Below are 20,553 nucleotides of genomic sequence, written 5' to 3' on the forward strand. Positions count from 1 at the left end.
CGCGGGTGCTGCCCAGACGTCCGGGCCGCACCCACGCGGCGGCGGTGCGGCTGGCGGGGGCTCAGCAGTAGAGGTTGGCGCCCGGGCTGACCCCGAGGATCCCCGTGAACTGCTGGTACTTGCTCACGCGGCTCTGCACTTGTGCCGGGTTGCGGCCGTCGCATTCCAGGGAGCCGTTGATGGAGCGGATGGTCTGGCCGAAACCGGCCTGGTTCACCATGGCGTTGTGCGGGGTCATGGTGCCGGGGCCGCTCTGGGTGTTCCAGTACCAAAGGCCCGTGCGCCAGGCCACGGCCGCGTCCTGTTCGACGCGCCAGGGGTTGCCCAGCAGGTCGATGCCGAGCGCGTCGCCCGCGGCCTTGTAGTTGAAGTTCCAGCTGAGCTGGATCGGGCCGCGGCCGTAGTAGGCGGCCTGGCCGGCCGGGCAGCCGTAAGGCTGGCCCCAGTCGCAGTAGTGCGGGTAGTTGGCCGTGTTCTGCTCGACGATGTAGACCAGTCCGCCGGTCTCGTGGCTGACGTTGGCGAGGAAGGCGGCGGCCTCCTGCTTCTTCACCGTGTCACTGCCGGAGTTGGCGAAGCCCGGGTAGGAGCTCAGGGCCGCGATCAGGCCGCTGTAGGTGTAGAAGGAGTTCCGGCCCGGGAACATCTGGTTGAACTGGTCCTCGCTGACCACGAATCCGGACGGGTTCGTGCCGCCGCCACCGCCGCTCGCGGGGGCGTTCCACTTCTGGTTCGCCCCGCCGGTGCAGGTCCAGATCTGCAGCCGGGTGGCGTTGGCGGAGGTGTTGTCGCGGACGTCGAGGCACTTGTCGGCGGCGGGGTTGACGATGTCGTGCGCCGCGGTGACGACCCACTGCTGGTTGGCGCTGCCCGCGCAGTCCCACAGCTGGACGGCGGCACCGTCGGCGGTGCTGCGGTCGACGATGTCGAGACACTTGCCGAGCGCGCGCAGCGTGCCGTCGCCGGGGTTGGACCAGCGCTGGGCGTTGGTCCCGTTGCAGTCGTAGAGCTGTACGGCGGTGCCGTTGGCGCTGTTCGCCCCGGCGACGTCGACGCACTTGCCCGCCAGGCCGCTGATCTGACCGTCCGCCGCGCGGGCGGTCGGTGTGGCGACGAACAACGTGGCCAGGAGTGCCGCGAGGACGGCGAACACCGCGGACGGGCCGAGGACGGTACGCCCTGCGGGAAGCCGTCCGGTGAGGGACGTGGACATGGGGGAGACGCTCCTTACCCGGCCCGGGGCCGTGGTCGTGGGGGGAGGGAGCTTCGCGGGGGTGCTCCGCACGTCAGGCGCGGGTCTTCTCGGAGGAGGTCATGCACGGGCGCGGCGCGGCGTGCGTCGTGGCCAGGACGGCGTGAACTTCCCTGTCGCACCGTCCCGTTGGGTTCAGCTAGGTCTAGACCATGCCAGCGTGACGGGGTCACGTCAATACTTGAAGGGGTGGGTGGACCGGCGCGTTCGGGCCCGACGGTGCACCCCCGGTCCCGCGCCCCCGGCCACTGCGGCGAGAATCGTCCTGGAACGGCAGGCCCCGAACCGCCGGACCGGCAGGCCGCGCGCCGCGCGCAGGCCGGCACCGGGGCCGGACAGGAAGGAACGACCGCGATGCCCGCGCAGAGCAACTGGGGCGGCAACGTCGCCTTCACCGCACGAAGGCTCCACCACCCCGAGTCCGTCACCGAGCTGCAGGAGATCGTGGCCCGGTCCCGACGGGTGCGCGCCCTCGGCACCCGGCACTCCTTCAGCACCGTCGCCGACACCGACGGCGAGCACGTCTCGACCTCTCGGCTGCCGGCCGTGGTCGAGGTCGACCGCACCGCGCGCACCGCCACTGTCGGTTCGGGGCTGCGCTTCGGCGAGATCGTCCGCGCGATCGACGAGGCGGGTCTGGCGCTGCACAACCTCGGCTCGCTGCCGCACATCTCCGTGGCCGGGGCGTGCGCCACCGGCACGCACGGCTCCGGCACCGGCCGGCGCAACCTGGCAGGCGCGGTCAGCGCACTGACCATGGTCACCGCCGACGGCGAGCTCGCCGAGATCCGGCGCGGCGAGGCCGACTTCGACGGCTCCGTGGTCGCCCTGGGTGCCCTGGGCGTCGTGACGCAGCTGACCCTCGACCTCGTCCCGGCCTTCGCCGTGCGCCAGACCGTCTACGAGGACATGCCGGGGGAGCAGTTCCGGGAGAACTTCGACGCGGTGATGTCCGCGGGGTACAGCGTGTCGGTCTTCACCCGCTGGCGGGACCGCGCCGCCGACCAGGTGTGGCTCAAGGAGCGGGTCGACGCCGAGGGGGCGGGGCCCGCCCCGGACACGTTGTTCGGGGCCACCGCGGCGGACGGGCCGCGGCACCCGATCCCGGGTATGCCCGGCGCGCACTGCACACCGCAGCAAGGCCTCGCCGGCCCCTGGTACGAGCGGCTTCCGCACTTCCGCCTGGAGTTCACCCCGAGCAGCGGCGAGGAGATCCAGTCGGAGTTCTTCGTCGGCCGGCGTGACGCGGTGGCGGCGTTCGACGCCCTGTGGCGGGTGCGGGAACGATTCTCGTCCGAGGTGCTGATCGGCGAGATCCGTACCGTGGCGGCCGACTCCCTGTGGCTCAGCCCCGCCCACGGCCGGGACAGCGTGGCCTTCCACTTCACCTGGACCCCGGACGCCGCCGCCGTCACGCGGGCGGTCCAGGTCGTCGAGGAGGCCCTGCGCCCCTTCTCCGCACGCCCGCACTGGGGCAAGCTCTTCACCCCGTCGCCCGACGCCCTGCGCGAGCTCTACCCGCGTTACGACGACTTCCGGCGGCTCGCCGCCCGGCGCGACCCTTCGGGGGTCTTCCGCAACGCCTTCATGCGCGAGCACTTCCCGGACTGACGTGCCGCCGGTCAGGGCCGGTCATAGACTGACCGCGGTCGAAATGTCCCGTACGAGAGAGTTGGGCATCATGTCCAAGCGAGGCAACAAGCGGCGCGCCCGGAAGAAGAAGGGCGCCAACCACGGCAAGCGTCCCAACGCCTGACACCCGCCGCGCCGCAGGTGACCGCCCGCGCCCGGCGCGGGCGGTCACCCTGTCCGGGGCCGGGGCTCACGTACCGGCGTGCGGGGCGTCCAGCGCGACCGGCTCCTCGACAGGCCGCCCGCGGCGCGGGCGGTCCAGCCGGCTCGGCCACCACACGCGGTGCCGCATGTCGAGGGTGAGCGCGGTGACCAGCACCGACCGGACGACCAAGGTGTCCAGCAGGACGCCGAAGGCCACCGCGAAGCCGATCTCCGCGAAGCCGACGATGGGCAATGTCGCCAGGGCCGCGAACGTGCCGGCGAGCACCAGGCCCGCGGAGGTGATGACACCGCCGGTCGCCGCGAGGCCGGTGAGGGCTCCCTCGCGGGTCCCTGACAGCGCGCTCTCCTCGCGGATCCGCGTCATCAGGAAGATGTTGTAGTCGATGCCCAGCGCCACCAGGAACACGAAGACGAACAGCGGGAAGGCCGTGTCCTCGCCCTGGAAACCGAAGATGTGGCGGAAGACGAGCGCGCTGACGCCGAGCGCGGCGGCGAAGGAGAGCACCACGGTCGCGATGAGCACCAGCGGTGCGGTGAGGGCCCGCAGCAGGATGCCGAGGATCACCAGCACGACGACGAGGATCATGGGAATGAGCAGCTTGTTGTCGTGTGCCGCGGCACGACCGGCGTCGAGCAGCGCCGCCGTGCCCCCGCCGACCTTGGCGTCGGCGCCCGGCAGCGCGTGCAGGGTCTCGCGGGCACGGTCCACGGTGTCCTTGGCGGCCTGGCTGTCGGCCGGGTCGGTGAGCGTGGCCTCCAGGTAGACCCTGCCGTCCTTCTGCGCGGGCGCGCCCTCGGGCACGGCAGCGGAGCCCGGCGCGACGCCCTGGATGCCGTCCAGCGCGGCCCTGACCCGCTCGGTGGCACCCGCGTCGGCGATCACCACCAGCGGCTGTCCGGAACCGGCGGGGAAGTAGCGGGCCTCGACCTGCTGCCCGGTGACGGAGTCGGGGGTGCCGGTGAAGCTCTCCGCGTTGCTCAGCCCCGCCGCCTCCAGCGTGAGCAGGCCCAGCGAGAGCGCCGCCAGCACGGCCGCGGTGCTCATCCACACCGTGCGCGGCCGGCGGTCGATGCGGTGGCCCACCCGGGACCACACCCCGCGCCGGGTGGGCTCGGCGGAGCCGAATCGCGGGACGGTGGGCCAGAACACCCAGCGGCCCACGATGACCAGCAGGGCGGGGAAGAGCGTGAGCATGGCGGCCAGTCCGATGAGGATGCCCACAGCGGCGACCGGCCCGAGCCCGGAGGTGGAGTTCATCTCGGCGGCCAGCAGGCACAGCATGCTCACCGCGACCGTGGCGGCACTGGCGACGATCGCCGGACCCGCGCGGTGCAGGGCCAGCGCCATGGCCTCGTGCCGGTCCTCGTGGCGGCGCAGTTCCTCGCGGTAGCGGGCGACCAGCAGCAGCGCGTAGTCCGTGCCGGCGCCGAACACCAGGACGGTGAGGATGCCCGCGCTCTGCGCGTTGACGACGAGGTCGGCGTGTTCGGCCAGCAGATAGACGGCCGCCTGCGCGGTGAACAGCGCCCCGACGACCGAGACGACCGGCAGCAGGATCAGGGTGACGCTGCGGTAGGTGAGCAGCAGGATGACGACGACCACGGCGAGCGCGCTGTACAGCAGGGTGCCGTCGATGCCCTCGAAGGCCTTGGCGGAGTCGGCCGCGAAGCCGCCCGGCCCGGTGATGTGCACCTCGAGGCCGCCGCTGTCGTCGGCGGTGACGGCGCGGATGCCGGCGACCGCGTCCGCGATGCCCGTCCAGCCGCCCTCGTCCATGGTGATGGGGACGATGAGCTGCGCGGCGCGCGGGCCGGCGGCACGCTCCTCGTACACCGGGCCGACGGTGCGGCTGCCGAAGACGCCGTGCTCCGTCATCTCCCTTATGCGCCCGGCGTCCTGAACGACCGTCGCACGGTCGGCGTCGGTCAGCCCGCCGGGGCGCGCGTAGACCACGACGGCGGGGGCGGTGTCGGGCAGGAACCGCTTCTGCAGTTCCAGGACCCGGGTGGACTCCGCGCTGCCGGGCAGCCAGGAGGAGGAGTCGTTCCGCTGTGCGTCCGTGAGCTTCTGGGCCAGCGGCGCGACCGCCACCAGCAGGACAAGCCAGAGCGCGAGCACGACCCATTTGCCGCGCCGGCCGCAGACCAGGACCGCCAAGCCCCGTGGAGTCTTCACACCCGCCACCTCCGCCTCGTCAAAGGCGTCCCCCGAGGAGTGCTCGATCCGCACAGCATCCCACGCCCGGAAGGGCCGTGCGGGGTGGTTTTCCACAGGCGTCCGCCCGGTGCGCGGGGAAGGGCCCGGCACCGCCATACTGGGACCATGGCCGTGCAGATCAACCCCAGTATTCTCTCCGCCGACTTCGCGCGCCTCGCCGACGAGGCGCGGGCCGTGGAGGGCGCGGACTGGCTCCACGTCGACGTGATGGACAATCACTTCGTCCCCAACCTGACGCTCGGCGTGCCGGTCGTGGAGTCCCTCCGCAAGGCGACGGAGACCCCGCTCGACTGTCATCTGATGATCGCCGATCCGGATCGCTGGGCGCCGGCCTACGTCGAGGCGGGCGCGGGTTCCGTCACCTTCCACGTCGAGGCGGCCGCCGCGCCGGTGCGCCTGGCCCGGGAGATCCGCGCCAAGGGCGCGCGGGCCTCGATGGCGCTCAGGCCGGCCACTGCGGTCGAGCCGTACGAGGACCTGCTGCCCGAGCTCGACATGCTGCTGATCATGACCGTGGAGCCGGGCTTCGGCGGCCAGGCCTTCCTCGACATCATGCTGCCCAAGATCCGCCGGGCCCGGAAGCTGATCGACAAGCACGGGCTGGACCTGTGGCTGCAGGTCGACGGAGGCGTCTCGGCCTCCACCATCGAGCGCTGCGCCGAGGCCGGGGCGGACGTCTTCGTCGCCGGTTCCGCCGTCTACGGAGCCGAGGATCCGGCCGAGGCGGTACGGGGGCTGCGCAAGCAGGCGGCGGCCGCCTGCGCGCACTGACCACTCCGTGGGCACCGTGCCCCGGTACTCCGGAGTACGTGCGAGGATGAGCGCGGAGCCGATCAGATGGGCAACTGGGGAGAGAACGTGACCACAGGCCGCACAGGGGTGCGCATGGGCCCCGGCGAGATGGTCCAGGCGGCGGCGATGGCGCGCCGCTTCTACCTGGAGGGAAAATCCAAGATCCAGATCGCCGAGGAGTTCGGCGTGAGCCGCTTCAAGGTGGCGCGGGTCCTGGAGACGGCCCTCGAACGTGACCTCGTGCGCATCGAGATCAGGGTCCCGGCGGAGCTCGACGCCGAGCGCTCCGACGCCCTGCGGGCCCGCTACGGGCTACGGCACGCCGTCGTCGTCGAGTCGCCCGCCGATGAGACCGACGGCCCCGACCCGGAGAACCTCGGCGCGGTCGCCGCGCAGCTGCTCGGCGAGCTGGTCAGCGAGGGCGACGTGCTCGGCCTCGCCTGGGGGCGCTCCATCATCACCATGGCCAACGCCCTTGACCGGCTGCCGCCGTGCACGGTCGTCCAGCTCACCGGCGTGTATGACGCCGGCACCGCCGACCGCGGCTCCGTCGAGGCGGTCCGCACCGCCGCGGCCGTCTCCGGCGGCGAGGCCCACCCCATGTACGCCCCGATGGTGCTGCCCGACCCGGCGACGGCGGCGGCGCTGCGCGCCCAGAGCGGTATCGCGGCGGCCATGAGCTACTTCGACAAGGTCACCGTGGCCGTGGTGTCGATCGGCTCCTGGGCGGCCGGCATCTCCACCGTCCACGACGCCCTCACCGAGGCCGAGCGCGAGCACTACGCCTCCCTCGGCGTCGCCGCGGAGATGTCCTCGCACCTCTTCGACGCCGAGGGCCGGCTGGTCGGCCGCGACCTGGGCGAGCGCTGCATCACCATCGAGGCGGACCGGCTGCGCCGCATCCCCGAGGTGCTCGCCATCGCCGGCGGCCTGCGCAAGGCCGCCGCGGTCGACGCCGTGCTCCGGTCCGGCCTGGTCACCAGCATCGTGACGGACACCGCCGCCGCCGACTACCTGCTCGACTCCACGGCGCCCATGCCGCGTCCCGCCCTCGACCGCGCGGACCCCGAGGCGCTCCGCGACGCCTAGCCGGAACCGTCGCCGTCCGCTCGCGTGCCCTGCGCGGGCGGGCGTGCCGGGCTGTGGCAGCATCGCCGCATGCCGACCGGGCCCGTCCGCCGCGCCGCCGCGCTCGCCGCCGCCCTGCTGGGCTGCCTGGCACTTTTGCTCACCGGTTGCTCCCCGCCCGCCACCGCACCAGTGGGCACGCTGCCCACGGTGGCCGTCACGAGCCTGCCCCACCAGGCCCGCGAGACGCTCCGGCTCATCGACGCGGGCGGCCCTTTCCCGTACCCGAAGGACGGCACCGTCTTCGGCAACATCGAGGGCCTGCTGCCCGCGCACCCGCGCGGTTACTACCACGAGTACACCGTGCCGACCCCGGGGGAGCGGGACCGAGGCGCCCGGCGCATCGTCACCGGCTCCGGCGGGGAGGTCTACTACACCGACGACCACTACCGGAGCTTCAGGGCGGTCCGCAGATGACGGCAACGACGGTGCTGGACCTCCGGGGGGTCACCACCAAGACCGGGTTCATGGAGCGCTGCGCCGAGCAGTTGCGGCTGCCCGGCTGGTTCGGCCGCAACTGGGACGCCCTGTACGACTGCCTCACCGACCTGCCCGACCCCCAGCGGGGCGGGCTGCGCCTGGTGGTCAGGGGCTGGAGCGACTTCGCGGCGGCCGAGCCCGGGGAGTGGCGGACCGCTCGCCGGGTCCTGGCGGACGCCGCCGCCTTCCACGACGCGGCCGTGCTTCCCTTCCAGATCGTCTTGGAGGAACCTACGAGCGACCCTTCGTGAGCGCCGGAGTTTCCTCCGTGTTCATTCCTGCTCAGCCCGTGCAAAAATGAAGTACGTGCGTTTCCTCAATGATGCAAAGCCTCCGTACGACCTGACGTACGACGATGTGTTCATGGTCCCCAGCCGCTCGGCGGTGGGTTCCCGCCAAGGCGTGGACCTCTCGGCGCCCGACGGCACCGGCACTACCATTCCGCTCGTGGTCGCCAACATGACCGCCATCGCCGGACGCCGAATGGCCGAGACCGTGGCCCGTCGCGGAGGCCTGGTCGTCATTCCCCAGGACATCCCGATCGATGTGATCACCGAGGTGATCTCCTGGGTGAAGCAGCGGCACCTCGTGCTCGACACCCCCATCGTGCTCGGCCCGCACGCCACCGTCGCCGACGCCCTGGCGCTACTGCCCAAGCGGGCGCACGGTGCCGCCGTCGTCGTCGAGGACGGCCGCCCGGTCGGCATCGTCACCGAGCACGACCTGACCGGCGTGGACCGCTTCACCCAGGTGTCCGTGGTGATGTCCAAGGACCTCCTGCTGCTGCCCGCCGACATCGACCCGCGCGAGGCCTTCAACCGCCTGGAGGAGGCCAACCGCAAGCTCGCCCCCGCCGTGGACGCCGACGGCAGGCTGGCCGGCATCCTCACCCGCAAGGGAGCGCTGCGCGCCACCCTGTACACCCCCGCCACCGACGCCGGCGGGCGGCTGCGCGTCGCCGCCGCCGTCGGTATCAACGGCGAGGTCGCGGGCAAGGCCAAGCAACTGCTCGACGCCGGCGTGGACACCCTCGTCGTGGACACCGCCCACGGCCACCAGGAGAACATGATCCAGGCCGTGAAGGCCGTCCGTGCCCTGGACCCGCAGGTGCCGGTCGTGGCCGGCAACGTCGTCTCCGCCGAGGGTGTCCGCGACCTGATCGAGGCCGGTGCCGACATCGTCAAGGTCGGTGTGGGCCCGGGGGCCATGTGCACCACCCGCATGATGACCGGCGTAGGCCGGCCGCAGTTCTCCGCAGTCCTGGAGTGCGCCGCCGAGGCGGCCCGGCACGGCAAGCACGTATGGGCCGACGGTGGCGTCCGGCACCCGCGCGACGTCGCCATGGCGCTCGCCGCCGGCGCGTCCAACGTCATGATCGGCTCCTGGTTCGCAGGCACCTACGAGTCGCCCGGCGACCTGCAGCACACCGCCGACGGCCTGCCGTACAAGGAGAGCTTCGGCATGGCGTCCGCGCGCGCCGTTGCCAACCGCACCAGCGAGGAGTCCGCGTACGACCGCGCCCGCAAGGGGCTGTTCGAGGAGGGCATCTCCACCTCGCGGATGTTCCTCGACCCGGCCCGCCCGGGTGTCGAGGACCTCATCGACTCGATCATCGCGGGCGTCCGCAGCTCCTGCACCTACGCCGGGGCCGCCAACCTCGCCGAGTTCGCCGACAAGGCCGTCGTCGGCATCCAGAGCGCGGCCGGCTACGCCGAGGGCAAACCGCTGCACGCCAGCTGGCAGTGACCGGTGCCCCTGCCCGGGCGCCCCGTTCGCGGAAGCGGACGGGGCGCCCGCGCGCGAGGACGGGGGCGCGTGGGGACGACGTCCCGCCTCGACACGGGCACCCGGGAGTGCTCCGCGGGTTGGACGGCGGTCGGCCTCGTAGTCTGTTGCGCGTACGGCACGCGCCGTCCCCAGCTCGCTCGCGAAGAGAAGTGACCCACCCCCAGTGCGACTGAACGAACTCGACGAACGCATCGTCCACGCCCTCGCCGAGGACGCCCGCCGCTCCTTCGCCGACATCGGCGCCCTCGTCGGACTCTCCGCCCCCGCCGTCAAGCGCCGGGTGGACCGGCTGCTGGCGGAGGGCGCCATCACGGGCTTCACCGTCCGCGTCGAGCCCTCCGCGCTGGGCTGGGAGACCGAGGCGTTCGTCGAGCTCTACTGCCGGCACAACACCTCGCCCGAGGACATCCGGCGTGGCCTGTCGCGCTACCCGGAGGTGGCGTCGGCCTCGACCGTCACGGGTGAGGCGGACGCCGTCGTCCAGATCTACGCCTCCGACGTGCGCCACTTCGAGCGGGTTCTGGAGCGGATCGCCGGCGAGCCCTTCGTGGAGCGCACGAAGTCCGTCCTGGTGCTGTCGCCGCTGCTGCGCCGTTACACGGGAGCGCCTGACCAGCCAGAGCCGTGACCGCGGGGAGTCCCGCTCCGGCCGCCGCGAAGCCCCCCGCGCAACGAATCGCCGTCGCCGACCCCTCACGCGCAACGAATCGGCGGTCGGTGCGCAATGGACGCGTCTTGTCGCCGCGAGGCCCGGAATCGTACCGTCATGGCAGACCCAGAACCGGCTTTTCACCAGGCGAAAGAGGCTCCATGGCGCCGCTGCGCACCGCGCTGTACCAAGGCCCCGGCGGCGTCCCCTCCTCCGTGGACGACAGCCTGGCCGCGCTCGACGCCGCCGCGCGCCGGGCGTCGGCCGCGGGAGCCCGTCTGCTCGTCACGCCCGAGATGTACCTGACCGGCTACGCCCTCGGCGACGCGGTCCCGGGCCTCGCCGAGGCGGCCGACGGGCCCGCCGCCGCCCGGGTCGCCCGGATCGCCGCCGAACACGGCCTCGGCATCGTCTACGGCTACCCCGAGCGCGACGGCTGCGGCGTGTTCAACTCCGCGCAGCTGATCGGCCCCGACGGGGCGCGCCTCGCCAACTACCGCAAGACCCACCTGTTCGGCGACTTCGAGCGCACCTGGTTCACCCCCGGCGACGACGTCGTCGTCCAGGCCGAGCTCGACGGCGTCCGGATCGGCGTGCTCATCTGCTACGACGTCGAGTTCCCGGAGACCGTGCGGGCCCACGCCCTCGCCGGCACACAGCTGCTCGCCGTGCCCACCGCGCTGATGCGGCCCTACGAGTTCGTCCCGCGGACCCTGGTGCCGGCCCGCGCGTACGAGAGCCAGCTGCACATCGCCTACGCCAACCGCTGCGGCCCCGAGGGCGATTTCGACTTCGCCGGGCAGAGCTGCCTCGCCGGACCCGACGGCGCCGTGCGCGCCCGGGCCGGGGCCACCGAGGAACTCGTGGTCGCCGACGCCGACCCGGAGCTGCTGCGCGCGGTCCGCGAGGAGACGCCGTACCTCGAGGACCGCCGCCCCGAGCTGTACCGCTCGCTGGGCTGATCCCCACCCCTTCCTCGCCACCGCCCCACTTCACCGCTTCACCGCTTCACAGCCAGGAGAACCACGCCATGACGTCCACGGTGCCCACCGCGGTCCACGACGAGCAGCACCCCGAGGTGCGGTCGTCGCCGCCGATCACCATGTTCGGCCCGGACTTCCCGTACGCGTACGACGACTTCCTGGCGAGCCCCGCGGGCCTCGGCTCCATACCGGCGACCGAGCACGGCGCGGAGGTCGCGGTCATCGGCGGCGGCCTGTCCGGCATCGTCGCCGCCTACGAGCTGATGAAGATGGGCCTCAAGCCCGTCGTGTACGAGGCCGACCGGATCGGCGGCCGGTTGCGCACCGTCGGCTTCGAGGGCTGCGACGAGAACCTGACCGCGGAAATGGGCGCGATGCGCTTCCCGCCGTCCTCCACCGCCCTGCAGCACTACATCGACCTGGTGGGCCTGGAGACCAGGCCGTTCCCCAACCCGCTCGCCCCCGACACCCCGTCCACCGTCGTCGACCTCAAGGGCGAGTCCCATTACGCGCAGACCATCGACGACCTGCCCCAGGTCTACCGCGACGTCGCACACGCCTGGAACGCCTGCCTGGAGGAGGGCGCGGACTTCTCCGACATGAACCGCGCCATGCGCGAGCGCGACGTCCCGCGCATCCGCGAGATCTGGGCGAAGCTCGTGGAGAAGCTCGACAACCAGACCTTCTATGGCTTCCTCTGCGACTCCGAGGCCTTCAAGTCCTTCCGCCACCGCGAGATCTTCGGCCAGGTCGGTTTCGGCACCGGCGGCTGGGACACCGACTTCCCCAACTCCATCCTGGAGATCCTGCGGGTCGTCTACACCGAGGCCGACGACCACCACCGCGGCATCGTCGGCGGCAGCCAGCAACTGCCGCTGCGGCTGTGGGAGCGCGAGCCGCACAAGATCGTCCACTGGCCGCACGGCACCTCGCTGAAGTCCCTGCACGGCGGCCACCCGCGACCGGCCGTCACCCGGCTGCACCGCACCGCCGGCAACCGGATCACCGTCACCGACGCCGACGGCGACATCCGCACCTACCGCGCGGCGATCTTCACCGCGCAGAGCTGGATGCTGCTCAGCAAGATCGACTGCGACGACTCGCTCTTCCCGATCGACCACTGGACGGCGATCGAGCGGACCCACTACATGGAGTCCAGCAAGCTCTTCGTGCCCGTCGACCGGCCGTTCTGGCTGGACAAGGACGAGGAGACGGGCCAGGACGTGATGAGCATGACACTCACCGACCGGATGACCCGCGGCACCTACCTGCTGGACAACGGCCCCGGCGAGCCGGCCGTGATCTGCCTGTCGTACACGTGGTGCGACGACAGCCTCAAGTGGCTGCCGCTGAGCGCCTCCGAGCGCATGGAGGTCATGCTCAAGTCGCTCGGCGAGATCTACCCGAAGGTCGACATCCGGCGGCACATCATCGGTAACCCGGTGACCGTGTCCTGGGAGAACGAGCCGTACTTCATGGGCGCGTTCAAGGCGAACCTGCCCGGCCACTACCGCTACCAGCGGCGGCTGTTCACTCACTTCATGCAGGACACCCTCCCCGAGGACAAGCGCGGCATCTTCCTCGCCGGCGACGACATCTCCTGGACGGCGGGCTGGGCCGAGGGCGCCGTGCAGACCGCGCTCAACGCCGTGTGGGGCGTGATGCATCAGTTCGGCGGCGCCACCGACCCGACCAACCCCGGCCCGGGCGACCTCTACGAGGAGATCGCGCCGGTCATGCTCGACGAGGACTGACCCGGCGCCCCTCAGCGGCCCAGCGGGGTCAGCAGGAAGCGCCCGACCAGCCCGACGCCCGAGTCGAGCTTCTCGGCGAACTCCTCGTACACCTCCGGCAGTCCGCGCAGGGACCACAGCACGCGGGACGCGGCCCACGCCGCGTCCCGCGCGCGTTCCAGGCTCCAGGAACCCGCGAGATGGGTCAGCGGGTCGGCGAGGTCCAGCAGGTCGGGGCCGGGCATCAGCTCCTCCCTGACGCGTTCCTCCACGGACGTCAGCAGATCCCCGACACGGTCGAAGTCCCGCTCCAGGGAGGGCGGTTCGCAATCCAGCGCCGCGCAGGTGTCGACCACCGCGAGCGCCAGGTCGTGACCCACGTGCGCGTTGATCCCGGCCAGCGCGAACTGCAGCGGGCGGATGCCGCGGTGCCCGCGCAACTGCAGCAGCGGCCGCCAGCAGGCCGGGACGGCACGGCGGTCGGTCGCGCCGTCGACCGCCCGCAGGTAACGGGCGGCGAAGCGGGCGGCCAGCACGGCGGCGGCGACCGGGTCACCGAAGCCGCCCGCCGCCAGGCGGCCGTCCAGCTCCTCCGTGACGGACAGATAGACACGGTTGAACACCGCCACCCCGTCCCGCGGCGGGAGTGCCGTGCCCAACGCGCGCATGCGCGCCACCACCTGGCCCACCCCCACCGGGGCCGGCCGCCGTGTCGTCGTCATGCGCACAGCGTCCCAGCAGGCCGGGCGGCGGGCGCGGCACGGCGGCCGTGCCGTCCCCGGATCGGGTGAGTCAGAGCGCGCCCGCGTCGCGGGCCGTCCACACCGACGGATACTGCGGACGGAACCCCAGCTCCTCCCGGATGCGCAGGTTCGACACCACGCCGTCCCACGGATCCGCCGACGCGCGCTCCGCCATCCCGCCCGGGACCTCGGCGCCGTTCACCCAGTGCAGCTCCACCGCCGACACCGGCGCGTCGTCGGCGATGTTGTACACCCGGCCCCCGACGCCCGGTGCCCGCAGCAGCCGCAGCAGGCCCTGGGCCACGTCGGCGTGGTGCACCATCTGGAGCCGCTGGTGCGCCGCCCAGCCGCCCGCCCATCGCAGCGACTGCGCCAGATGCGGATCGCCGTCGCCGTACACGAAGGCCAGCCGGCCGATGCGGACGTCCAGGCCCACCTCGCGGTGGAGCTCCAGCAGCCCGCGCTCGGCCTCCGCCTTCGACGCGGGATACGCGCCCCACATCGGGCCGCCCGGCACGCTCGGGTCGTCCTCCACCAAGGGGCGGCCCCGGCCCACGCCGTACACCAGATTCGTGCTCGCCTGCACGAAACGGGCCGCTCCGGCCCCCGCGGCGGCCCGCGCCAGGGCCAGCGTGGCATCGCGGTTCACCGACCGGGTGCCCTCGTCGGAGCTGTCCCGGAACGCCGCCGCCAGGTGGACGACCGCGTCCACGCCCGCCAGGGCCTTGCGCACGTCCTCCTCGTCCCGCAGGTCCCCGGTCGTGATCCGCGCCCCCAGCCGGGCGAACCCCTCGCTCCGCCCCGCGTCCCGCACGAGCACCCGCACCTCCTCGCCCGGGCGGCGCCACCGCAGCAGCCTCGGCACGAAGCGGCTGCCGACCCGACCGGTCGCCCCCGTCACCAGTGTCAGCATCCTCGGTCCCCTCTCGTCGTGTTCAGGCGACCAGGCTGCGGCGGTCCGGGGCACCGCGGGAGAGACCTCCGGATCCGGGGATCGACAGTCCCTGGATAAGGCCAGGGCCCGTAGGGATGCTTGAAACGTGGACATCGACCGCGCGCAGCTCGCCGACTTCCTGCGCCGCAGCCGCGCCCGCCTCGCCCCCTCCGACGTGGGCCTGGCCGCGGGCGCCCGGCGGCGCACCCCCGGGCTGCGGCGCGAGGAGGTCGCCCAGCTCGCCGGGATGTCCACGGACTACTACACCCGGCTCGAGCAGTCACGCGGCCCCCGGCCCTCCCGGCAGATCCTGGGCGCGCTCGCGCGTGCGCTGCGCCTGTCCGAGGACGAGCGGGACCACCTCTTCCACCTGGCAGGCGAGGAACCGCCCCGCGACGCCCGCGGCACGGGGCACGTACGGCCCGGGCTGCTGCTGGTGCTCGACCGGCTCGAGGACACCCCGGCGCAGGTCGTCAGCGACGCGGGCGACGTCCTCGCCCGGAACGCGATGGCCGTGGCGCTCGCCGGCGACGCGGCTTCCCGGCCGCCGGGGGAGCGCAACCTCGTCCGCCGCTTCTTCCTCGACCCGGCGGCGCGCGAGCTCTTTCCTCCGGCGGACCGGGAGGAGCACGCCCGGCGCCACGTCGCCCACCTGCGCGCGGTGCTGGCCACCCGGCCCGACGACGCGCGCGCGGCGGCGCTGGTGGGGGAGCTGCGCTGCCGGAACGCGGAGTTCGCGTCGCTCTGGGACGAGCACGAGGTCGCCGTGCGGCGCGCGGATGTGAAGCGGTTCCAGCATCCGGTGGTGGGGTTGCTGGAGCTGGAGTGCGAGGTGCTGCTCAGTGCGGAGCACGATCAGCGGCTGATCGTGTACACGGCGCGGCCGGGGAGTGAGTCGTACGAGCGGTTGCGGCTGCTTCGCGTTGTGGGCCTGCAGGATCTCGCCGTGCGGTGAGTGGTCGTGCGCGGGTGCGTCGCGCCTGGGGTCGGGGGTGCGCCGTGCGGCCGGCTCGTGTGTGGGATGCCCGCCGCGGGCGCGAACGACCCGCCCAGGGCAATACACCTAGGGGGTCCACTCGTCGCGGGTCAGGGCGTATTCGACCTCCCCGTGTTCCGCCCCCGGCAACGTCTCGTCCCACTCCTCGTGGAACACCCGGACGAGCGTCAGCCCCGCCTTCTCCATCACCCGTCGCGACCGTGCGTTGACGAACATCGTCTCCGCGTACACGCGCTTCGCGCCCAGGTCGGTGAAGGCCTTGCGCACCAGCGCGCGGGATCCTTCCGTGGCGTAGCCGCGGCCCCAGGCGGCGCGTCGCAGGCGGTAGCCGAGTTCGAGGTCGTCGGCCGGGCCGCCGGGGCGGGGGGTGAGGGCGAACCAGCCGACGAACTGCCCGGTGGCCGGCTCCTCCGCGGCCCAGACCTGGGAGCGGGCGAAGCGGGGCAGCACGTCGTGCCGGATGACGTCCGAGGGCGTGGGGCGGCCGTTGCCCAGGTACCGCATGACTTCGGGGTCGCTGTCGAGCGCGACGAGCAGTTCCGCGTCGGCGTCGGTGTCGGTGAAGTGCCGCAGCCGCAGCCGCTCCGTCTCCAGGAAGATCCGCGTGTGCATGGGCGGCACGCTAGGCCTGCGGGGTGGTCGCCGCCACGGGTTTGCTGTCGCGTCGCACGGAGACCGCGCCCGCGCTGCGCAGCACGCCCGCGCCCACGGCGAGCCCGGCGGCCAGCACGGTGACGAGGCCGAAGGAGATCTGCAGGGAGCTGGCCTGCGCGATGGAGCCGATCGCGGCCGGTGCGACCAGACCCGAGGTGTAGGTGACCGTGGCGACGCCGGCGATGGCCTGGCTCGGGTTGGGCCCGCTGCGGCCGGCCGCGGCGAAGCACAGCGGCACGACGACGGCGACGCCCACGCCGATGAGGGCGAAGCCCGCGATGGCGGTGATCTGGGTGAACGCCGTGGCGACGAGGATGCCGCCCACCGTGGCCAGCAGGCCGCCGACGCGTACGGTGCGGACCGGCCCGAACCGGCGGACGACGAGGTCGCCGAGGAGGCGGGAGGCGGCCATGGTGCAGGCGAAGGCGGTGTAGGAGGCGGCGGCGACGCCAGGGGAGGCGCCGGCGATGTCGCGGAGGTAGACCGCGCTCCAGTCCATGCTGGCGCCCTCGGCGAAGACGGCGCAGAAGCCGATGGCGCCGATGACCAGGGCCGCGCGCGGCGGCAGGGCGAATCGCGCGGGGGCCTCCTCCGACGCGGAGGGCCGCAGGTCGAGCACGCCGCCGCAGGCCGCCAGGCCGAGCACGACGAGCAGGACGGCCCCGGCGGTGAGGTGGACGCGCGCGTCGAGTTCCGCGTGGGCGGCGAGGACGCCGAAGAGGGAGCCGAGCAGCGTGCCGGCGCTCCACATGCCGTGCAGCCCGGACATGATCGAGCGGCCGAGACGTTCCTCGACCTCGACGCCCTGGGCGTTCATGACCACGTCGGCCATGCCGGCCGAGGCCCCGTACACGAACATCGCCCCGCACAGCCAGCCCAGTCCGGGGGAGAGGGCGGGCAGCGCGAGCGAGGCGCACCACAGGGCCAGCAGGAGGCGTAGTGCGTTGCGCATGCCCATGCGGTGGGCGATGCGGGCGGCGAGCGGCATCGCGACGGAGGCGCCGAGGGCCGCGAAGACCAGCGCGAAGCCGAGTTGTCCGGCGCTGAGCCCGGCGTGCTCCTGGATCCAGGGCACCCGGGTGGCGAAGCTGCCGGTCACCGCGCCGTGCACGGCGAACACCGCGGCGACGGCGAGATGGGCGCGCCGCAGTCGTGGGTCGGTCCTCCCCGTCGGGGTCGTCGGCATCGTCGGCATGTTCCCTCCCAGTCTGGTCCCGCCCCGGCTCTCGGCATAAATTATCAGGCAGGCTTCCTGAAAGATAGACTGCCTCCGGCCACGGTTCCGGGCCGGCCCCGCCCGCCCTCGCACCCGCGCGGCGGCTTCTGGAAGGATCCGTCCATGACCGCCATCCGATCCCATGCCGGGCGCACCGCCTCACCCCGCACGGCCCGGGCGATCAACGACCGGCTGGCTCTGGAACTGCTGCAGCGCGAGGGACCGTTGACGGCGGCCCAGCTCAAGTCCCTCACCGGGCTGTCCCGTCCGAGCGTCGCCGACCTGGTCGAGCGGCTGCAGGAGTCCGGGCTGATCGCGGTGGTCGGCGAGACGGGAGCGGACCGGCGCGGCCCCAACGCCCGGGTGTACGGGATCGTCGCCGACCGGGCGCACCTGGCCGTCTTCGACGTCCGCACCCACAGCGTGGCCATCGAGGTGGCCGACCTGCTGGGGAACAGCATCGGCAGCGCCGTCCTGCCGGTGGACCCGTACGGCGATCCGCAGCGCACGGTGCGGCGCTCGGTGGCGCTGCTGGAACGGACCGCCCGCACCGCCGGCGCCACCGCGCTGCACACCGTCGCGGTGGGCGCGCCGGGCCTGGTCGATCCGGCCACCGGCGAACTGCGGGCCACCGGGCAGTTGCCGGCCTGGCACTCGGCGCTCGTCGCCGAACTGCGCAGGCGGCTGTCCCTGCCGGTGCTGCTGGAGAACGAGGTCAACCTCGCGGCCGTCGCCGAGCGGCGTCTGGGCGCGGTGCGCGACCGCGAGGACTTCGTCCTGCTGTGGCTGGGCCACGGGGTGGGAGCCGCGGTGGTGCTGGGCGGGGTCCTGCGGCGCGGTGCCTCGGGCGGCACGGGGGAGATCGGCTTCCTGCCCGTGCCGGGGACCTTCCAACTGCCGACGGCCAGTGGATGCGAGGGCGGATTCCACTCGCTGGCGGGCAGCGCGGCGGTGTGCGCCCTGGCCCGCTCGCACGGGATGCCGGTGTCCGGCGAGGACGACGCCGCGGCGGCAGAGGCGGTGGTGACCGCGGCCCGGGCGGGCGGCAAGCAGGGCGAGCTGTTCCTCGACGCGCTGGCGGACCGGGTGGTGATCGGGGTGGCCGCCGTCACCGCCGTGCTCGACCCCGGCTGCGTGGTGCTGGGCGGCGAGGTGGGCCGGGCGGGCGGCGAGGACCTGGCCGCCCGGGTCGAGGAACGGCTCGCGCGGATGTCCCCGCTGCCGACCGAGGTGCGGGCGGGGACCGTCGCGGGCAGCGCGGTGCTGCGCGGCGCGGTGCTCTCGGCGATGGACGCCGCGCAGGACGCGCTGTTCACCCCTGGGATGTGAGTCCGGCGCTCCGGGGCAACCGCCCTTCCGCCACCGGACGTTCGCGGGCACCGGCATTCGGCCGGACTGCGCCGGGTGACGCCGGGTCGCCCGCTCAGTGCGCGCGGGGACCGTCGCGGGCAGCGCGGTGCTGCGCGGCGCGGTGCTCTCGGCGATGGACGCCGCGCAGGACGCGCTGTTCACCCCTGGGATGTGAGTCCGGCGCTCCGGGGCAACCGCCCTTCCGCCACCGGACGTTCGCGGGCACCGGCATTCGGCCGGACTGCGCCGGGTGACGCCGGGTCGCCCGCTCAGTGCGCGCGGGTCGTCAACAAGCCCTCCCGCAGGCCGTATTGGCCGGATCTCATGGCTGGTCCGCCGCGGTGCCCGCGCGGGCGGACCGATCCCGTGTGAGGCAATCCACAGCGATCCCTTGCGTCCGCAAGGAACCTTCGTGGCAGACTGGTGGAGCAGTACCAGTGACGTTCAGCGCACTCCGGGGTCGGTGAAACTCCGAACCGGCGGTTACAGTCCGCGACCCGTCCGCCTCCAGCGGCCGGTTGACCAGGTGAAATTCCTGGACCGACGGTTAAAGTCCGGATGGGAGGCAGTGCGCGGCGGACGGGCATCGGTACACCGCCGTCGGCGGCAGCGCGGGTGCGTGTCCCCCGGAAACGGGTGACACGGACGGGCGCCGCCCCACACCGGCCGCGGTGGTCCCCGAGCCTCACGTCCGCTCTGTGTCCCGCACAGCCCCGGAGTCCGTGCCCGAAGAGGCAGGAGGACCCGGTGGCAACACCCGGTGAAGCCGACGCGATGCGCCGGGCCATTGAGCTCGCCGCGCGCGGCCTGGGCTCGACGAGCCCCAACCCCGTCGTCGGCGCCGTGATCCTCGACGCCGGCGGCGAGATCGCCGGCGAGGGCTGGCACCAGCAGGCGGGCGGGCCGCACGCCGAGGTCCACGCCCTGCGCGCGGCCGGCGACGCCGCCCGCGGCGGCACCGCCGTCGTCACCCTCGAACCGTGCAACCACACCGGCCGCACCGGGCCCTGCGCCCAGGCCCTCATCGCGGCCGGCGTCTCCCGCGTCGTCTACGCCGTGGCGGACCCCACCCCCGCGGCGACCGGAGGCGGTGCCACGCTGGCCGCCGCCGGGATCGACGTGGAGAGCGGGCTGCTGGAGGCCGAGGCCGCCCGCGGCAACGAGGTGTGGCTCACCGCCTCCCGCGAGCAGCGGCCCTTCGTGCTGTGGAAGTACGCGAGCACCCTCGACGGCCGTATCGCCGCCGCCGACGGCACCAGCCGCTGGATCAGCTCCGCGGCCTCCCGCGCCGACGTCCACCGGCTGCGCGCCGAGTCCGACGCCGTCGTCGTCGGCTCCGGCACCCTGCGCGCCGACGACCCCCACCTGGCCGTGCGCGGCGTGGCGGGCACCTTCACCCAGCCCCTGCGGGTGGTCGTCGACACCAACGCCAAGATCACCCCCGGTGCCCGGGTGCTGGACGGCACCGCCCCGACCCTGGTCGCCGTCGCCGAGGACACCGACACCGCCCACCTGCCGGGTGTCGACGTGGCCCGCCTGCCCCGCACCGGCAGCGGTGTCGCCGTCCCCGCGCTGCTCGCCGAGCTGTACGGCCGCGGTGTCCGCTCCGTACTGCTGGAGGGCGGCCCGACGCTCGCCGGCGCCTTCGTCGCCGCCGGGGCCGTCGACAAGGTCGTCGGCTACCTCGCGCCGGCCCTCCTGGGCGCCGGACCCGCGGCCCTGGGGGACGCGGGAATCTCCACCATCGCGCACGCGTTGCGCCTCGACGTCGCCGAGATCGAACGCATCGGCCCCGACCTGCGTATTACTGCCTACCCGAGCCGCACTGAGGAGAACTGA

Annotated in this window: 19 protein-coding genes and 1 riboswitch; of the genes, 13 read left to right on the forward strand and 6 right to left on the reverse strand. The window is 73.3% G+C overall.

All coding sequences use genetic code 11. From position 1 onward, the window contains the following. Positions 1-61 precede the first annotated feature (61 nt). Entirely contained in the window at positions 62-1,213 is a 1,152-nt protein-coding gene (locus tag ACRWNP_RS32400; protein WP_431967751.1) for a glycoside hydrolase family 19 protein, read from the reverse strand. 393 nt (positions 1,214-1,606) lie between these two features. Here ACRWNP_RS32400 and ACRWNP_RS32405 point away from each other — a divergent pair, with 393 nt between their 5' ends. Together ACRWNP_RS32405 and ACRWNP_RS32410 are read left to right on the forward strand one after the other, a co-directional pair. Next, positions 1,607-2,863: an FAD-binding protein gene (locus ACRWNP_RS32405; protein WP_431967753.1), complete on the forward strand. Its 1,257-nt coding sequence runs from the start codon at positions 1,607-1,609 to the stop codon at positions 2,861-2,863. A gap of 70 nt (positions 2,864-2,933) precedes the next feature. After that, positions 2,934-3,008: a 50S ribosomal protein bL37 gene (locus ACRWNP_RS32410; protein ID WP_373297613.1), complete on the forward strand. Its 75-nt coding sequence runs from the start codon at positions 2,934-2,936 to the stop codon at positions 3,006-3,008. Positions 3,009-3,074: 66 nt separating this feature from the next. Here the strand turns inward: ACRWNP_RS32410 and ACRWNP_RS32415 are convergent, their stop codons facing one another. Continuing rightward, positions 3,075-5,225, reverse strand: coding sequence for an MMPL family transporter (locus tag ACRWNP_RS32415; protein WP_431967755.1), 2,151 nt, complete (start codon positions 5,223-5,225; stop codon positions 3,075-3,077). A 147-nt stretch (positions 5,226-5,372) separates the two neighbouring features. Here ACRWNP_RS32415 and rpe point away from each other — a divergent pair, with 147 nt between their 5' ends. From rpe to ACRWNP_RS32455, 8 genes are all read left to right on the forward strand, one after another. Further along, entirely contained in the window at positions 5,373-6,038 is a 666-nt protein-coding gene (gene rpe / locus ACRWNP_RS32420) for a ribulose-phosphate 3-epimerase (RefSeq protein ID WP_326577796.1), read from the forward strand. A gap of 66 nt (positions 6,039-6,104) precedes the next feature. Beyond that, positions 6,105-7,148 carry a sugar-binding transcriptional regulator gene (locus ACRWNP_RS32425; protein WP_431967758.1) on the forward strand — a complete coding sequence of 348 codons (1,044 nt, stop codon included), beginning with the start codon at positions 6,105-6,107 and terminating at the stop codon, positions 7,146-7,148. 69 nt (positions 7,149-7,217) lie between these two features. After that, positions 7,218-7,604, forward strand: a complete 387-nt coding sequence (locus tag ACRWNP_RS32430; RefSeq protein WP_431967760.1) for a ribonuclease domain-containing protein — start codon at positions 7,218-7,220, stop codon at positions 7,602-7,604. Then, the gene (locus ACRWNP_RS32435; RefSeq protein ID WP_431967762.1) at positions 7,601-7,918 is read left to right on the forward strand and encodes a barstar family protein; all 318 of its coding nucleotides are present in this window, start codon (positions 7,601-7,603) and stop codon (positions 7,916-7,918) included. The genes ACRWNP_RS32430 and ACRWNP_RS32435 overlap by 4 nt, the downstream gene beginning before the upstream one ends. Positions 7,919-7,964: 46 nt before the next feature. Then, complete coding sequence (locus ACRWNP_RS32440; RefSeq protein WP_431967764.1) at positions 7,965-9,413, forward strand: GuaB1 family IMP dehydrogenase-related protein; 1,449 nt, start codon at positions 7,965-7,967, stop codon at positions 9,411-9,413. A 205-nt stretch (positions 9,414-9,618) separates the two neighbouring features. Continuing rightward, positions 9,619-10,083, forward strand: coding sequence for an Lrp/AsnC family transcriptional regulator (locus ACRWNP_RS32445; protein WP_431967766.1), 465 nt, complete (start codon positions 9,619-9,621; stop codon positions 10,081-10,083). A 182-nt stretch (positions 10,084-10,265) separates the two neighbouring features. Beyond that, positions 10,266-11,066 (forward strand): carbon-nitrogen hydrolase family protein, encoded by an 801-nt coding sequence (locus ACRWNP_RS32450; RefSeq protein ID WP_431967768.1) that lies wholly within the window; start codon positions 10,266-10,268, stop codon positions 11,064-11,066. 68 nt (positions 11,067-11,134) lie between these two features. Beyond that, positions 11,135-12,841 carry a flavin monoamine oxidase family protein gene (locus ACRWNP_RS32455; RefSeq protein ID WP_431967770.1) on the forward strand — a complete coding sequence of 569 codons (1,707 nt, stop codon included), beginning with the start codon at positions 11,135-11,137 and terminating at the stop codon, positions 12,839-12,841. Positions 12,842-12,852: 11 nt separating this feature from the next. Here the strand turns inward: ACRWNP_RS32455 and ACRWNP_RS32460 are convergent, their stop codons facing one another. Both ACRWNP_RS32460 and ACRWNP_RS32465 read right to left on the reverse strand, forming a co-directional pair. Next, a complete protein-coding gene (locus tag ACRWNP_RS32460; RefSeq protein ID WP_431967772.1) occupies positions 12,853-13,542 on the reverse strand; it encodes a DUF5995 family protein in 690 nt (229 codons plus the stop codon). 70 nt (positions 13,543-13,612) lie between these two features. Next, positions 13,613-14,476 (reverse strand): NAD-dependent epimerase/dehydratase family protein, encoded by an 864-nt coding sequence (locus ACRWNP_RS32465; protein ID WP_431967774.1) that lies wholly within the window; start codon positions 14,474-14,476, stop codon positions 13,613-13,615. Positions 14,477-14,609: 133 nt separating this feature from the next. On the opposite strand from ACRWNP_RS32465, the gene ACRWNP_RS32470 reads away from it, so the two are divergent. Beyond that, complete coding sequence (locus ACRWNP_RS32470; RefSeq protein WP_431967820.1) at positions 14,610-15,452, forward strand: helix-turn-helix transcriptional regulator; 843 nt, start codon at positions 14,610-14,612, stop codon at positions 15,450-15,452. Between the two features lie 108 nt (positions 15,453-15,560). On the opposite strand, the gene ACRWNP_RS32475 is transcribed toward ACRWNP_RS32470, so the two are convergent. Both ACRWNP_RS32475 and ACRWNP_RS32480 read right to left on the reverse strand, forming a co-directional pair. Next, positions 15,561-16,106, reverse strand: a complete 546-nt coding sequence (locus tag ACRWNP_RS32475) for a GNAT family N-acetyltransferase (RefSeq protein WP_431967776.1) — start codon at positions 16,104-16,106, stop codon at positions 15,561-15,563. A gap of 10 nt (positions 16,107-16,116) precedes the next feature. Next, on the reverse strand, positions 16,117-17,334 hold the full coding sequence (locus ACRWNP_RS32480; RefSeq protein WP_431967778.1) for an MFS transporter: 1,218 nt from the start codon (positions 17,332-17,334) through the stop codon (positions 16,117-16,119). 153 nt (positions 17,335-17,487) lie between these two features. Here ACRWNP_RS32480 and ACRWNP_RS32485 point away from each other — a divergent pair, with 153 nt between their 5' ends. Then, positions 17,488-18,693 carry an ROK family transcriptional regulator gene (locus tag ACRWNP_RS32485; RefSeq protein ID WP_431967780.1) on the forward strand — a complete coding sequence of 402 codons (1,206 nt, stop codon included), beginning with the start codon at positions 17,488-17,490 and terminating at the stop codon, positions 18,691-18,693. Positions 18,694-19,159: 466 nt separating this feature from the next. Beyond that, a riboswitch (FMN riboswitch) is annotated at positions 19,160-19,290 on the forward strand. A gap of 171 nt (positions 19,291-19,461) precedes the next feature. After that, positions 19,462-20,553 (forward strand): bifunctional diaminohydroxyphosphoribosylaminopyrimidine deaminase/5-amino-6-(5-phosphoribosylamino)uracil reductase RibD, encoded by a 1,092-nt coding sequence (ribD, locus tag ACRWNP_RS32490; protein WP_431967782.1) that lies wholly within the window; start codon positions 19,462-19,464, stop codon positions 20,551-20,553.

It is taken from the genome of Actinacidiphila sp. bgisy160, from assembly GCF_965342435.1.
GTDB lineage: Bacteria > Actinomycetota > Actinomycetes > Streptomycetales > Streptomycetaceae > Actinacidiphila.

Bases quoted from the DNA above. Each gene is read 5' to 3' on its own strand.
- ACRWNP_RS32465 (WP_431967774.1), bottom strand. From the start codon at position 14,476: ATGCTGACACTGGTGACGGGGGCGACCGGTCGGGTCGGCAGCCGCTTC.
- ACRWNP_RS32400 (WP_431967751.1), bottom strand. From the start codon at position 1,213: ATGTCCACGTCCCTCACCGGACGGCTTCCCGCAGGGCGTACCGTCCTC.
- ACRWNP_RS32475 (WP_431967776.1), bottom strand. From the start codon at position 16,106: ATGCACACGCGGATCTTCCTGGAGACGGAGCGGCTGCGGCTGCGGCAC.
- ACRWNP_RS32425 (WP_431967758.1), top strand. From the start codon at position 6,105: ATGGGCAACTGGGGAGAGAACGTGACCACAGGCCGCACAGGGGTGCGC.
- ACRWNP_RS32460 (WP_431967772.1), bottom strand. From the start codon at position 13,542: ATGACGACGACACGGCGGCCGGCCCCGGTGGGGGTGGGCCAGGTGGTG.
- ACRWNP_RS32480 (WP_431967778.1), bottom strand. From the start codon at position 17,334: ATGCCGACGACCCCGACGGGGAGGACCGACCCACGACTGCGGCGCGCC.
- rpe (WP_326577796.1), top strand. From the start codon at position 5,373: ATGGCCGTGCAGATCAACCCCAGTATTCTCTCCGCCGACTTCGCGCGC.
- ACRWNP_RS32450 (WP_431967768.1), top strand. From the start codon at position 10,266: ATGGCGCCGCTGCGCACCGCGCTGTACCAAGGCCCCGGCGGCGTCCCC.
- ACRWNP_RS32435 (WP_431967762.1), top strand. From the start codon at position 7,601: ATGACGGCAACGACGGTGCTGGACCTCCGGGGGGTCACCACCAAGACC.
- ACRWNP_RS32440 (WP_431967764.1), top strand. From the start codon at position 7,965: ATGAAGTACGTGCGTTTCCTCAATGATGCAAAGCCTCCGTACGACCTG.
- ACRWNP_RS32430 (WP_431967760.1), top strand. From the start codon at position 7,218: ATGCCGACCGGGCCCGTCCGCCGCGCCGCCGCGCTCGCCGCCGCCCTG.
- ACRWNP_RS32455 (WP_431967770.1), top strand. From the start codon at position 11,135: ATGACGTCCACGGTGCCCACCGCGGTCCACGACGAGCAGCACCCCGAG.
- ACRWNP_RS32405 (WP_431967753.1), top strand. From the start codon at position 1,607: ATGCCCGCGCAGAGCAACTGGGGCGGCAACGTCGCCTTCACCGCACGA.
- ACRWNP_RS32485 (WP_431967780.1), top strand. From the start codon at position 17,488: ATGACCGCCATCCGATCCCATGCCGGGCGCACCGCCTCACCCCGCACG.